14 protein-coding genes are annotated in these 12,442 nt (G+C 58.8%); 4 read left to right on the forward strand and 10 right to left on the reverse strand.

Going from position 1 to position 12,442, the window contains the following annotated elements; genetic code table 11:
* Positions 1-2: 2 nt before the first annotated feature.
* From ACR0A2_RS13360 to ACR0A2_RS13380, 5 genes are all read right to left on the reverse strand, one after another.
* Positions 3-1,106, reverse strand: a complete 1,104-nt coding sequence (locus ACR0A2_RS13360) for a FliM/FliN family flagellar motor C-terminal domain-containing protein (RefSeq protein WP_480835508.1) — start codon at positions 1,104-1,106, stop codon at positions 3-5.
* Between the two features lie 78 nt (positions 1,107-1,184).
* On the reverse strand, positions 1,185-3,863 hold the full coding sequence (locus ACR0A2_RS13365) for an ATP-binding protein (protein ID WP_480447552.1): 2,679 nt from the start codon (positions 3,861-3,863) through the stop codon (positions 1,185-1,187).
* Complete coding sequence (locus tag ACR0A2_RS13370; RefSeq protein ID WP_254430124.1) at positions 3,863-4,171, reverse strand: hypothetical protein; 309 nt, start codon at positions 4,169-4,171, stop codon at positions 3,863-3,865. Before ACR0A2_RS13370 ends, ACR0A2_RS13365 begins: the two co-directional genes overlap by 1 nt.
* The gene (locus tag ACR0A2_RS13375; RefSeq protein ID WP_152457354.1) at positions 4,168-4,548 is read right to left on the reverse strand and encodes a response regulator transcription factor; all 381 of its coding nucleotides are present in this window, start codon (positions 4,546-4,548) and stop codon (positions 4,168-4,170) included. Before ACR0A2_RS13375 ends, ACR0A2_RS13370 begins: the two co-directional genes overlap by 4 nt.
* A gap of 78 nt (positions 4,549-4,626) precedes the next feature.
* Positions 4,627-5,919 (reverse strand): helix-turn-helix domain-containing protein, encoded by a 1,293-nt coding sequence (locus ACR0A2_RS13380; protein WP_480835511.1) that lies wholly within the window; start codon positions 5,917-5,919, stop codon positions 4,627-4,629.
* 189 nt (positions 5,920-6,108) lie between these two features.
* Here ACR0A2_RS13380 and ACR0A2_RS13385 point away from each other — a divergent pair, with 189 nt between their 5' ends.
* The 4 genes from ACR0A2_RS13385 (at position 6,109) to aat (ending at position 9,337) form a co-directional block, all read left to right on the forward strand.
* Complete coding sequence (locus tag ACR0A2_RS13385; RefSeq protein ID WP_152457352.1) at positions 6,109-6,645, forward strand: LuxR C-terminal-related transcriptional regulator; 537 nt, start codon at positions 6,109-6,111, stop codon at positions 6,643-6,645.
* A gap of 151 nt (positions 6,646-6,796) precedes the next feature.
* Positions 6,797-7,297 carry an acetyl-CoA carboxylase biotin carboxyl carrier protein gene (accB, locus tag ACR0A2_RS13390; RefSeq protein WP_171232527.1) on the forward strand — a complete coding sequence of 167 codons (501 nt, stop codon included), beginning with the start codon at positions 6,797-6,799 and terminating at the stop codon, positions 7,295-7,297.
* Positions 7,298-7,306: 9 nt separating this feature from the next.
* Complete coding sequence (accC, locus tag ACR0A2_RS13395) at positions 7,307-8,656, forward strand: acetyl-CoA carboxylase biotin carboxylase subunit (RefSeq protein ID WP_171117652.1); 1,350 nt, start codon at positions 7,307-7,309, stop codon at positions 8,654-8,656.
* A gap of 48 nt (positions 8,657-8,704) precedes the next feature.
* On the forward strand, positions 8,705-9,337 hold the full coding sequence (gene aat, locus ACR0A2_RS13400) for a leucyl/phenylalanyl-tRNA--protein transferase (RefSeq protein ID WP_480835514.1): 633 nt from the start codon (positions 8,705-8,707) through the stop codon (positions 9,335-9,337).
* On the opposite strand, the gene ACR0A2_RS13405 is transcribed toward aat, so the two are convergent.
* The 5 genes from ACR0A2_RS13405 to clpX form a co-directional block, all read right to left on the reverse strand.
* Positions 9,292-9,660, reverse strand: a complete 369-nt coding sequence (locus tag ACR0A2_RS13405) for a DUF2155 domain-containing protein (RefSeq protein WP_480835516.1) — start codon at positions 9,658-9,660, stop codon at positions 9,292-9,294. The genes aat and ACR0A2_RS13405 overlap by 46 nt on opposite strands.
* Positions 9,657-10,109, reverse strand: coding sequence for an outer membrane lipid asymmetry maintenance protein MlaD (mlaD, locus tag ACR0A2_RS13410; RefSeq protein ID WP_152457347.1), 453 nt, complete (start codon positions 10,107-10,109; stop codon positions 9,657-9,659). Before mlaD ends, ACR0A2_RS13405 begins: the two co-directional genes overlap by 4 nt.
* An 11-nt stretch (positions 10,110-10,120) precedes the next feature.
* Positions 10,121-10,504 carry an NADH:ubiquinone oxidoreductase subunit NDUFA12 gene (locus tag ACR0A2_RS13415; protein WP_152457346.1) on the reverse strand — a complete coding sequence of 128 codons (384 nt, stop codon included), beginning with the start codon at positions 10,502-10,504 and terminating at the stop codon, positions 10,121-10,123.
* 79 nt (positions 10,505-10,583) lie between these two features.
* The gene (locus ACR0A2_RS13420) at positions 10,584-10,946 is read right to left on the reverse strand and encodes a RidA family protein (RefSeq protein ID WP_171229658.1); all 363 of its coding nucleotides are present in this window, start codon (positions 10,944-10,946) and stop codon (positions 10,584-10,586) included.
* A gap of 193 nt (positions 10,947-11,139) precedes the next feature.
* The gene (clpX, locus tag ACR0A2_RS13425) at positions 11,140-12,408 is read right to left on the reverse strand and encodes an ATP-dependent Clp protease ATP-binding subunit ClpX (protein WP_480835518.1); all 1,269 of its coding nucleotides are present in this window, start codon (positions 12,406-12,408) and stop codon (positions 11,140-11,142) included.
* Positions 12,409-12,442: the final 34 nt, after the last annotated feature.

Here is a 12,442-nt window from a genome sequence, read left to right on the forward strand (position 1 = left end):
CCCTATTCCGCGCCGGGATTCGTGTCGGCCGCGTCAAGGCCAGCCAGTTGCGAAATCTCTGCGACCATGCGTTCGGAATCGTTCAGTGACAGATTGTTGTCCGTCAGGTCCAAACCCGCGCCCTCTATTGCCGGAGGCATGACATCGACCGCGCTGGAAACCGGTTCGACCAGGTCATCGTGCGGCTGCATTCTCCCTCGGCTTTCGATGAACTCCTGCGCGTCGTCCCCCGACAAGGCGGGCGGGGTAGAATGTTCGTTCAACCGAATGGCGCGCAACCCGCCACATTGACCAAGGCGGCCAACGCCCGCTGGCTTGCGATCGATGGTCAATATCTCAGTTCTGTCCAGGCGCGCCCCGCGCAATGGCAAAACACATCCAGGTTGAATTTCTGACAGATCGGACAGTGGCAGCGACATCCGGCACAAGACGGCGTTCAGTTCCGCCCGAACAACACCCGATGCCTGCTCAAGCCGGGGACCGGCCGGGTCCGTGACCTCCTCTGCCTTATCCGGCGTGGCAGGATGCTCTGGCAGAAAGATCGAGATCTGTCCCTGCTGCGCCCCGCCGGCCAGATCAACCGTCAGATCGAAGACGCGGTATTCATCTTCGGACATGGCCAACGACAAGCCGCGCGAATCTTTCGTACGTGCCGCGAACTCGTATCCCGTCAGGCAGACCTGCTCGGCCGCGGCGTCTATTGAGCCGGCGGTCAAGGTCACAGCGGTTTCGATAAATGGCGCCACCATGGCGGCGTCCGTATCCGTAAAGGCCCTTGGGTCGGGATCACCGGACAGTACTTCACCGATGGTCTGGGTTTGCACAATGGCGGACACCACATGTGGGCTCAGGCAAATCCCTACGCGCCCCTCGGGCCCGTCAAACACCAGCATAAGCCAATCCTGAGCGACTGATTCCACCATGTCATCCTGCGTGCGGCTGGCCTGTTTTGCCCCGATGACAGCCAAGGGAAGGTTCAATCGATCACTTGCCGCCCGCGCAAACCCCAAACGCAGCGCCCGCAGAACCGAACGCGGGCGATCGCCCAGATCTTTTCGTCCAACAGACAGTTTGCGCGCCAAAGCGGCGCTGACGGTTTGTGACATGGCGCCCGATCACCAATAGCTTCAATAACTGGCTATTGGTTTACCCTGCCGAGCGTTAAGAAGTTCTTTATAGCCGTGTCATTGCGCGGCCTGCTGGAAAGCCAAAGGCAAGCTGACCCGGAACGCCGCACCGCCCTGCCCGGGCAAATATGTGATCTCACCGCCCAACCGCTGCATGATCTCACGGCAAATGGCCAAGCCCAGACCTGCGCCCCCTGCCTTGTCGACCCCGACACGGGCAAACTTCTCGAACACCATCGAACGCGCGCCCGGTGGAATGCCGCTGCCGTTGTCGATGAAATCTATGATGACCCTGCCGCCGACGTCGTGAGCTGAAATGACCAAAACCGGTTCTTCCGCGTCACAGTATTTCTGAGCGTTCGAGATCAGATTGATGAACACCTGCCCCAACCGGTCCAGATCCGTATGCAGGGACATTCGCTCGGCCGTAAGAGTTCGGCGAACCGTGATTTTCCGCTCGGCCCCGGCCAGCGCGCTGGATACCGCACGGTCCAGAACCGAACGCAGACTGTCATCGCTGAGGTTCAGATTGACCTGCCCGTTTTCCAGCACGCTCAGATCCAGCAGATCGTCGAGAAGCCGAGTCAGGCGCAAAGCCTCATCGTGAATGATTGCGGCATAACGGGTCTGTTCCTCGCGGCTCAGACCCTCTGTATCCCGCATGATTTCGGAAAACGCCCGGATCGAGGTCATCGGCGTGCGCAACTCGTGACTGACCTGGCTGAGAAAACTGTCTTTTTGTTCGGAAATCTGCGTAAGCTTGGTGTTTGCTTCGCGCAATTGGCGCGCCGTACGGGACAATTCCGACGACTTCTCTTCCAACTTCCCCGAATACTCCAGAAGCTGGGCCGATTCATCCGCCACCGCCAGCAGATCTTCTACGGAAACTGAAGACCCACCGACGATTTGCGCAATCATCGCATGCGCCGTGGCAGTGCCAACCGACCCGCTCAACTCTCGTTCCAGCCGGTTCAGGAAACCCGGGGTCGGTTCTGGCATATGTGACCGGCCGCCCTGTTTTTCAGCCTCTGCCTGAAAAAACTCCTGCGCCGGGGCGGCGCCCAGAATACGCTGTGTCATGATCATCAGGTCTTCGCTTTGCGCCACCGAGCCGGACCAGCCACCGGGTGAAACCGAGTGATCGAAAACATTGACGAACTGTGCCCCCTGCAAACGCTCCAGAGGGCTGGGAAAGCTCAAAAGGGACGCTATGCAAAAGGCAATGGTGTTCAGGGACAGGGACCACATCACGGTATGGACCATCGGATCGATCCCTTCGATCCCGAACAGGGCATGAGGACGCAACCAGGCAAGGCCGAACAGCCCATTCTGCATGACGGCTTCCGGCATCCACGGCGCGCCCATACCTGGCAACAACAGCGTATATATCCAAAGTGCGAAACCTACGCTCAACCCGACCAGCGCCCCTGTCCGGGTTGCACCGCGCCAGAACAATCCCCCGACCAAAGCAGGCAGAATCTGCGAGATTCCGGCAAAGGCAATCAATCCGATCGAGGCCAGCGCCGCCCCCCCACCGGACAACCGATAATAAAAGTAACCCAACGCCATGATCACGGCGATGGACACGCGGCGCGCAACCAGAACGATGCTGCGCACATCGCCCGAGACCGAGCCCGTACCCTCATGCGTGTTCAACCAAATGGGCATGACCACATGGTTCGAAACCATCGTCGACAAGGCCATTGCGCTGACGATGACCATCGACGTTGCGGACGAAAACCCGCCGATAAAGGACAGCATGGCCAACCAGTCATTGCCCTGCGACAGCGGCACCGTCAGCACGAACAGGTCGGGATTGGCCCCCTCTGGCAACAGATCCAGACCAACGACGGCAATTGGCACGACGAAAAGGCTCATCAAAAGCAGATAGAGCGGAAACGCCCAGGCGGCGGTTCGCAGATGGCTTTCGTCATCATTTTCGACCACCATCACCTGAAACATCCGCGGCAGGCAGATAAAGGCTGCGGCGGACAGGAATATGAAAGTCGTCCAGCGCCCGGCGTCGACGTTCCACTGTCCGATTTCCGAGGCATCTATCCTCTCCATCATCGGGCCAATGCCACCGGCAATACCCCACACCACGAAAACGCCCACGGCGATAAGAGCAAACAGTTTGACAACGGCCTCCACGGCGATGGCGGTGACCACACCGTGGTGACGCTCGTTCACGTCCAGATTGCGCGTGCCGAAAAGAATTGCGAACACGGCAAGCCCCGCTGCCATCCAGAATACGCTGGACCCTTCGCGATACAGACCCGATGGATCGGCTTCGGCGAAAATCGAAAAGGACAGGGTGATCGATTGCAACTGGAGCGCGATGTAGGGTGTCCCGCCAAGCACGGCAAGAACGGTCACACACACGGCAAGCGTGTTCGACTTGCCATAGCGCGATGACAACAGGTCCGCGATCGAGGTCACCCGCTGACTGCGCCCGACCCTCACCAGTTTGCGCAATCCCCACCACCAACTGACCATCACCAGGGTTGGGCCAAGGTAAATCGTTACAAACTCCAACCCGGACCGCGCGGCATTGCCCACCGCACCATAGAACGTCCACGCCGTGCAATAGATCGACAGCGACAAGGTATAGATCAGGGGCGAGCGCAGCCACTTGCCCCGCCCTGCCGCAGCCATCCGGTCAGCAGCGAAAGCCACGGCGAACAAGAAGATGACATAGCCAAGGCAGACCAGGATCAGCGTGTTAATGGTTGCCATCACTCAGCGTCCGCGTCTTGATCCTCGCGCACGCCCAAACGGCGGGCGGCAACTCCGAAAACCAACCCTACCACGATCAGAGCCCCCCAGCAGACAAAGATGTAATACATTGCCGACGACAAGGGGACAGCCTCGCCCTTGCCGGGCTGATCGGGCCACAGCAACGGAAGCGCCAGCAGAGCCGCCCCCAAGAACGGCAGCAGCCGCGCCGCATCCGCCAGCCTACGTCGGCGATAGCTTTGACGTTCGAGAAAAAGCGAGGGGCGTGCGCCCTGTGGTGCGCCCTTTTTGCCCTCGCCAGACATCATATTCGCGTCGCCTGCGCGTGAAGATCACGCACGGCCGTCAGAACTTCGGCATTGGAAAACGGTTTGGTCATGAAACGGCTGACACCAGCGTTTTCCGCCATTTCCCTGTCGCGCGATTGACCGCGCGCCGTCAGCATCAAAACCGGCAAACCTGCCAGCTCTTCCATCTCTCGGATGTCCCGCAGGATATCCATGCCGCTCTTGCCCGGCAGCATGACGTCCAGAATGACCAGATCGGGCTGTGCCCTCTGAATCACCTGAACCGCATCCGTGCCATCGCCATGCGTGTCTACCTGCCATCCCTCGCGGGTCAGCAGAAACCGGATTGCCTCGGCAATGTTCGGCTCGTCCTCGATCAACAGAACCTTACGGCTCATATTTTCAGTTCCTCCCCAAGACCGTTCCTCCATCCTCAGATCGGTCCCCGCCAGATTAAGCCTTCTGTCGGGAAAGTGTCAAAAGCCTTCGCTCAAAATCGACGGTTCGCGGCGGGCCTTGCAAGCATTGCTGGGACAGACGCGGCAGTTCGGCCCGACTTGCGTGACCGGAGCGTCACCTGCCGCCTCGTTGCCCGAACGGACCAGCATAACCGAGCGATAAACGGGATCCTGATCATACCCCAATACCGCATAAGGCCAAGCATAGGCGAAGCATTCGAATTCAGCCGGGGTCCGCCCCATCTGGACAACCTGCTTGCGCACCGGAACAAGTGGGCGGCTCAAAGCCGTGAACAACGGCCACAGCGGGCAAACCTCACCATGCCGCGCCAAAGCAAAGCCCGGAATCGGCTTGATGAACAATACGCTGCCGGATGCATCGCACAGCACCATGCCAACCGGCTGCGGCAACACGTCATCGGGTATGAACGCCAATCGACGCAGAACGGTGGCGACGTCCACGGAAAAGCGATAAGCCAACGCGATGGGATCCGTGTCGCCTTTTTGCAGACTTGATCGAAGAGCATCCAGCGGCAAAGCGATTGCATCATCGCGATACATCTTCAGAACTTCACGCGCCACAGTTCGGGCAGCCGACGTGTTGAGACCGCTCAGATCAACGGCATCCACGTCCTCGCCCTGTTCCAATTCCGGAAAACTGTACCTGCGCGTTTCGAAGAACGCTTCGACCTCTTCAAGCGGAACACCGCGCGGATCAATTGACGAGTCGCTTTCGTCCAGAAAGGTTACAAGTGCCTTTGAACTGCCGGCCAGCCGCTCTGCATCCTGGTGCAGGTTTTTGTGAAACCGCTCTCGCCACTCTGCCTCGATGTCCTCTGTGTCTGCAAGAATTGCCGCTGTTGAACGAATCGCCGCCGCCGTTGACAGCACTTCGTGCATTGATGCCGCAAGATGCGGGTCATGAGTCAGCCGGTCCGACAATATCTCGACATTCCGCTCAAGCGAAACAACCCGGCGGTGCATCTGCGCAAGAACTCCGGCCCATCCGGGAAAGCGCCCGGCAAATTCCTCCAGCCCGTCCACTTCGGCCTGCTGCCCGACGGCGTCATCCGCCGCTTCCCGCAGGGCCGACACAAGGGTTGCCTCGATCCCCTGTGTCAGGACAGAGGGTTCGACAGAAAGCGCAGACGCAATATCCACCAGCAATTTGCCACCGATCCGTCGGCGGTTATGTTCGATCAGATTCAAGTAAGACGCGGATATCCCGGCGAGGCGGGCAAGTTCTGCCTGCCGAAGCCCTGCAATCTGCCGTCTTTCCCGAATACGGCTTCCCGTCAACATATCACGCATGATCGTATTCTCCTGACCAGGATTCAGCCTCTTTTTTCAGAACATATCATGTGTTTCACTGGTTTACCGAGATATTTTCAAACCATGTTTACAACCTTAACAAAAGCGGCAGCCGCCAATGCGCATCAATGGCCACAAGAAACCGCATCTCCCCTTCAATTCCGCGTGGTTTCCCGGCACGATAAGCGGATGAGTGACCCCGCCTTTGAATACGCACCGATCGGGCTTGTTGAACTGGAAAACCGGATCATCAGACGCTGCAATCTGCAATTCGCCCGCACTTTCGGCGGGGAAGAGGCCGATTACCGCAACATGCCGCTGTTGCATCTCTATCCTTCGGTCGCGGATTGGGAGAGGATCGGGGAACGCAGCCTGCAAGTGATGCGAGACACCGGGTACTATACGGATGAGCGCGTCATGCGGCGGCGCAATGGCGATCTGTTCTGGTGCCGCGCCCGTGGCCGCTCTTTGACGCCCGATGACCCGTTCCGCCATGGAATCTGGAGCTTTTCCGACATCTCGGAAGAACGTCCCCTTGTCGAATTGACCGTTCGAGAACGCGAAGTGGCGATCCTGTCCTGCCGCGGCCTGTCCGCCAAAGAAATCGGCGCCGAACTGGGCCTGAGTTACCGCACAATCGAAGCCTATCGCGCCCGCCTGCTTGAGAAATTCGGCGCCCGCAAACTGTCCGAGCTTGTCGCCAAATTGTCAGGGATGCCTCTGTAATCTGTCCGCCCCTTTAAATTATACGGGATTCCCGCCTGTGATGGTGCGAGTCGGCGCTTTTCATGCACCGCCGCTTAGCCTATAACCCTGCGTAATTTGATCAGAGCCCGCAAGAAACAGACGGGCCAAAGGGGAACCGTCGAGGACACTCATGACAGACACCAAACACGAAGCGGATGTGGCATTCATCAAGGCTCTGGCCGAGTTGCTGCGTGACAATGACCTGACCGAATTGCAGGTAAAGCGCGAATATGGTGAGGAAGACAGCCTGAACGTGCGCGTAAGCCGCTTGACACAGGCCGCAGCCGCACCGGTTCAGGTTGCCGTCCCTGCGGCAGCACCAGCTCCTGCCGCTGCTGCCGCGGCTGCGCCTGCCGTGGCCGAAGCCCCGGCTGCTCAGGAAGATCCGGCCAGCCACCCTGGCGCGGTGACCTCACCCATGGTTGGAACCGTCTACATGCAGCCCGAGCCCGGCGCGCCCGCATTTATCTCGGTCGGCGCTTCCGTGTCCGAAGGCGACACGCTGCTGATCGTCGAAGCGATGAAGACCATGAACCACATCCACGCGCCCAAGTCGGGCACGATCAAACGTGTTCTGGTCGGCGATGGCGACGCTGTGGAGTTCGGCACACCTCTGGTCATCATCGAGTAAGGCGGGCCCATGTTCGACAAGATCCTGATTGCCAACCGAGGCGAGATCGCCCTGCGCGTCATCCGCGCCGCCCGCGAGATGGGGATTAAGACGGTAGCCGTCCACTCCACCGCGGATAGCGACGCAATGCATGTGCGCATGGCGGACGAATCGGTCTGCATCGGCCCCCCGCCCAGCCCCCAAAGCTACCTGTCCGTGCCCGCGATCATTTCGGCCTGTGAAATCACCGGTGCGCAGGCGATCCACCCCGGCTATGGCTTCCTGTCCGAGAATGCCGAGTTCGTGCAGATCGTCGAAGATCACGGCATCACGTTCATCGGCCCCACCGCGGAACACATCCGCGTCATGGGCGACAAGATTACGGCCAAGGACACGATGAAGGCGCTGGGTGTGCCTTGCGTGCCGGGATCAGACGGCGGCGTGCCTGATCTTGCGACGGCCAAGAAGATCGGTGAGGAATTCGGCTATCCGGTCATCATCAAGGCTACCGCAGGCGGCGGCGGTCGCGGCATGAAGGTTGCGATGAACGCTGACGAAATGGAAAGCGCCTTCATGACTGCACGGGCCGAGGGCAAGGCCGCCTTTGGCAACGACGAAGTCTATATCGAGAAATACCTGACCACGCCGCGCCACATCGAAATTCAGGTGTTTGGCGACGGTAAAGGCAAGGCTGTTCATCTGGGCGAACGGGATTGTTCGCTTCAGCGGCGCCACCAGAAGGTGTTTGAAGAGGCCCCCGGCCCCTGCATAACACCCGAAGAACGCGCCAGGATCGGAAAGATCTGCGCGGATGCGGTCGCGAAAATCAACTATATCGGTGCCGGCACCATCGAGTTCCTCTACGAAAATGGCGAGTTCTATTTCATCGAAATGAACACCCGCCTGCAGGTGGAACATCCGGTCACCGAAGGTATCTTTGGCGTCGATCTGGTGCGCGAACAAATCCTTGTCGCAGCGGGTGAACCGATGTCGTTCGGTCAGGACGATCTGGAAATCAACGGCCACGCCATCGAGGTTCGGATCAACGCCGAAAAGCTGCCAAATTTCTCGCCCTGCCCCGGAAAGATCACCGCGTACCACGCGCCGGGGGGCCTTGGCGTTCGAATGGACTCGGCTCTCTATGACGGGTATTCGATTCCACCCTATTATGACTCTCTGATCGCCAAGCTGATCGTGCAGGGCCGTGACCGGGCCGAAGCGCTGGCCCGACTGGAACGCGCCCTGGGGGAATTGATTGTCGACGGCATCGATACCACGGTCCCTCTGTTCCACGCGCTGTTGCAGGAACCCGATCTGCGCAGCGGCGACTACAACATCCACTGGCTGGAGCGCTGGCTTGCGGAGAACATGGAACAATAGTCACCAAGGACCGGAGGGCCCATACCCTCCGGTTGCCTCATACCTGACATGAGCCTGTCGCCCGAACTTTTGTTGCATGGCTATTCCATCGGTATCTTTCCGATGGCCGAGCATCGCGATGACCCCGAGCTGTTTTGGGTCGATCCCAAGTTTCGCGGCGTCTTTCCATTGGACGGTTTCCACATTTCCCGAAGCCTGGCGCGCCGCATCCGAAACTGCGGGTTCGATATCTCGATCGACCAGGATTTTTCCGGCGTCGTCGACGGGTGCGCCGACAGGGCAGATACCTGGATCAACGCCGAACTTCATGGCCTGTACCGTCAGTTGCACCAAACCGGGCATGCGCATTCACTGGAAGTATGGGAAAACAACACGCTGGTGGGCGGCGTCTATGGCGTGACCCTGGGCGCAGCATTTTTCGGCGAAAGCATGTTTTCAAGACGCAAAGACGCCTCGAAAATCGCCCTCGCCTATCTTGTGGACCGCCTGCGGCAAACCGGCTTCCGTCTGTTTGACACGCAGTTTCTGACCGCGCACCTGGCCTCTTTGGGCGCAATCGAAATTCCGCGCAGCGCCTACAAGAAAGAGCTGGAAGAGGCCTTGAACCACAGCGCCGATTTCTCGGCATCGCTGAATCAATCGGCGGCAGGTGTGATACACCGAATGACCCAAACGTCATAACGCGCGTGATCCAGCGCGTTCAACGCAGGGGAGGTTGCGATCATCCAACCGTCAAACAGCTGATCGGCCTTCCCGCTCTCCCAGATGGTCAGAAAGGCGAACGCGTCACCCGTTGGATTGTCCACGGGATAACGACAATCTCCCAAGGCAACATCCAGCCCAAAAACCGCTGCCGTCTCGCCGGTCTTCAATTCAACATCGACGGTCTGGCCGTTCACCTTGTCCAGGCCCCGCAGCATTGCCCCGGGTCCAGATTGAACTTTCTGCTGCGCGGCCGCACCTGTGGCGGCCAGCAACAAGGCAAGAAACGCGGCGCGTATCATTCGCTGCCGTCTCCGGCTACGAACTTGACCAGAAGAGAAATCAGGCTGACCGCGCCCTGCGTATCCTCGATCTCATCGCCGGGTTCAAAGTAGAATGGCGACCCACCGGGCATCACCTCGACAAAATTGCCCCCCAGCAAACCTTCTGAGGAAATGACAATGGCACTGTCGTCCGGAACCAGAATTCCGTCCGCAATCGTGAAAGTCGTGTCAGCGCGGTAGGTTTCAGGGTTCAGGGTGACACCCGTGACGGTTCCGATCTTGACGCCGGCAAGGCGCACATCCGTGCCAACACCCACACCCTCCAGAGACCTGAAAGACGCGCCCAGTTCGTATCCAGCAGCCCCTTGCGACAAGCCCGTCGATTGGCTGGCATAGACACCAAATGCCACAGCACCGGCCAAAACGACGCCGCCGACAAGAACTTCGGTCCAGTTATGGGTCGACATTATCGCCTCGTTTATTCCGGGCTCCAGGCCTCATAGTCCTTACGTTCAACCGGCTCCGCGCGACGCAGTGAGCCGGCAGGAGCATAGGCCAGCGCGGTGCCGGTCAGGTTCTCCTGATGTGGTTTTTCCCAGGACTTATGCGGCAGCGGTTTATCTGTCGGAGGCTCGTCCCAAGTGCGATGCAACCAACCATGCCATTCAGGATCAACCCGGCTGGCTTCGGCCTCGCCATTGAAGATAACCCAACGCTTGCTGTCGTCGGCATTGCGATAGAACACGTTGCCTTCATTGTCTTCGCCCACTTTCACGCCCTTGCGTGCAGTGTAGATCTGAGTGTTCAAAGTCGACCCATTCCACCAGGTCACGGCTCGCAAAAGACTGTTCAGGATTCCCATCGGGTGCCTCCGGCATTTCGTCGAAGAAAGGTATGGACCAAAGGCCCGCCAAGGTCCAGTGCCCCTGATACCACCTGCGTCACTCCGGCAGAAAGGCGGTAACTTCGATCTCGATCCTGTATTTCGGATCAATCAAACCGCATTCGATCATTGTCGCTGCCGGAGGATTGGTGCCAAAAGTTTCGGCCAGGATCGGCCAGCACGGCTCAAACTCACTGCGATCGGGCAGCATGTAGGTGACCCGAACCACATCGTCAAAGCCTGCGCCCGCCTCAGCCAGCGCCTTGCCGATGATGTCCAGCGCAGACCGGCATTGCGCCACCACGTCCTCGCCCTGCCCGACAGTACCGGCGACGTGAACCCAGCCGCCCGCAACCACCGCACGGCAGTACCCGACCTTGGCTTCGAACTCACCGCCCGAAGAAATTCGCTTCACTGCCATAATCCGTCACCTTTGTTGTTCGAAAACTTGCTTAAGCTTCCGCCGCCTGACTGCACCGACACTCATGTGCGAGCGGCGGATCCGCAGCTTCATCTGGCTAAAAATATCCCGGGGGATGCCCGAAGGGCAGCGGGGGCAGGGCCCCCTGAACCGGTTCAAGTGAAGTCCCACCGTCGCGGCAAACAGCCCGGCCTCAGCCCGCCGATGCCGATTCCGGTGCCGCGTCGGCATAGATGAATAGCGGCTGCGCGTCGGACATCACCGCCTCTTCGTTCACCACAACTTCGCTGACATTTTTCATGCCCGGCAGTTCGAACATCGTATCCAGCAAAATATCCTCGAGAATAGACCGCAGGCCGCGCGCACCGGTCTTGCGCTCGATGGCTTTCTTGGCAATTGCCTTCAGTGCATCATCCGTAAAGGCCAGTTCAACATCTTCCAGTTCGAACAAACGCTGGTATTGCTTGATCAATGCGTTCTTGGGTTTGGTCAGGATGGTCACCAGCGCGTCTTCATCCAGGTCCTCAAGCGTCGCCAGAACCGGCAGACGACCAACGAATTCCGGGATCAGTCCGAATTTCAGCAGATCCTCGGGCTCCAGATCCTTGAATATCTCACCCACACCGCGGTCATCATTGTCGCGCACATCGGCACCAAAGCCCATGGCCGAGCCTTTGCCACGTTGCGCAATGATCTTGTCCAGACCCGCAAATGCACCGCCACAGATGAACAAAATATTCGTCGTGTCCACTTGCAGGAATTCCTGCTGAGGATGCTTGCGGCCACCCTGTGGGGGGACGCTGGCCACTGTCCCTTCCATCAGTTTCAGCAATGCCTGCTGCACGCCCTCACCGGACACATCACGTGTGATCGAGGGGTTTTCGGATTTGCGGGTAATCTTGTCGACCTCATCGATATAGACGATGCCGCGCTGCGCGCGTTCGACGTTGTACTCACTCGCCTGCAACAACTTGAGAATGATGTTTTCGACATCCTCGCCGACATAGCCGGCTTCGGTCAGGGTCGTCGCGTCAGCCATGGTAAACGGCACATCCAGAATACGCGCCAGCGTTTGCGCCAGCAGCGTCTTACCGCAACCGGTCGGACCGATCAGCAGGATATTCGACTTTGCCAGTTCGATATCGCTGCCCGCTTTCTGAGCGTGGTTCAAACGCTTGTAATGGTTGTGCACGGCCACCGACAGAACCCGCTTTGCCGTGGCCTGACCGATTACGTAATCGTCCAGCACTTCGCAGATATCCTTGGGCGTCGGAACACCGTCAGATGACTTCAGCCCGCTGGCCTTGGTCTCTTCACGGATGATGTCCATGCACAGCTCAACACATTCATCACAGATGAAAACCGTGGGGCCTGCGATCAGCTTACGGACTTCATGCTGGCTTTTGCCACAGAAGCTGCAGTAGAGCGTGTTTTTCCCATCGCCGCCTGAATTCGTCGCCATGATCTACCTTTCGGGCTTCGTCCCTGCGCCCCTT

Source organism: Ruegeria sp. H8 (assembly GCF_056532905.1).

Bases quoted from the DNA above. Each gene is read 5' to 3' on its own strand.
- ACR0A2_RS13360 (WP_480835508.1), bottom strand. From the start codon at position 1,106: ATGTCACAAACCGTCAGCGCCGCTTTGGCGCGCAAACTGTCTGTTGGA.
- ACR0A2_RS13365 (WP_480447552.1), bottom strand. From the start codon at position 3,863: ATGGCAACCATTAACACGCTGATCCTGGTCTGCCTTGGCTATGTCATC.
- ACR0A2_RS13370 (WP_254430124.1), bottom strand. From the start codon at position 4,171: ATGATGTCTGGCGAGGGCAAAAAGGGCGCACCACAGGGCGCACGCCCC.
- ACR0A2_RS13375 (WP_152457354.1), bottom strand. From the start codon at position 4,548: ATGAGCCGTAAGGTTCTGTTGATCGAGGACGAGCCGAACATTGCCGAG.
- ACR0A2_RS13380 (WP_480835511.1), bottom strand. From the start codon at position 5,919: ATGCGTGATATGTTGACGGGAAGCCGTATTCGGGAAAGACGGCAGATT.
- ACR0A2_RS13385 (WP_152457352.1), top strand. From the start codon at position 6,109: ATGAGTGACCCCGCCTTTGAATACGCACCGATCGGGCTTGTTGAACTG.
- accB (WP_171232527.1), top strand. From the start codon at position 6,797: ATGACAGACACCAAACACGAAGCGGATGTGGCATTCATCAAGGCTCTG.
- accC (WP_171117652.1), top strand. From the start codon at position 7,307: ATGTTCGACAAGATCCTGATTGCCAACCGAGGCGAGATCGCCCTGCGC.
- aat (WP_480835514.1), top strand. From the start codon at position 8,705: ATGAGCCTGTCGCCCGAACTTTTGTTGCATGGCTATTCCATCGGTATC.
- ACR0A2_RS13405 (WP_480835516.1), bottom strand. From the start codon at position 9,660: ATGATACGCGCCGCGTTTCTTGCCTTGTTGCTGGCCGCCACAGGTGCG.
- mlaD (WP_152457347.1), bottom strand. From the start codon at position 10,109: ATGTCGACCCATAACTGGACCGAAGTTCTTGTCGGCGGCGTCGTTTTG.
- ACR0A2_RS13415 (WP_152457346.1), bottom strand. From the start codon at position 10,504: ATGGGAATCCTGAACAGTCTTTTGCGAGCCGTGACCTGGTGGAATGGG.
- ACR0A2_RS13420 (WP_171229658.1), bottom strand. From the start codon at position 10,946: ATGGCAGTGAAGCGAATTTCTTCGGGCGGTGAGTTCGAAGCCAAGGTC.
- clpX (WP_480835518.1), bottom strand. From the start codon at position 12,408: ATGGCGACGAATTCAGGCGGCGATGGGAAAAACACGCTCTACTGCAGC.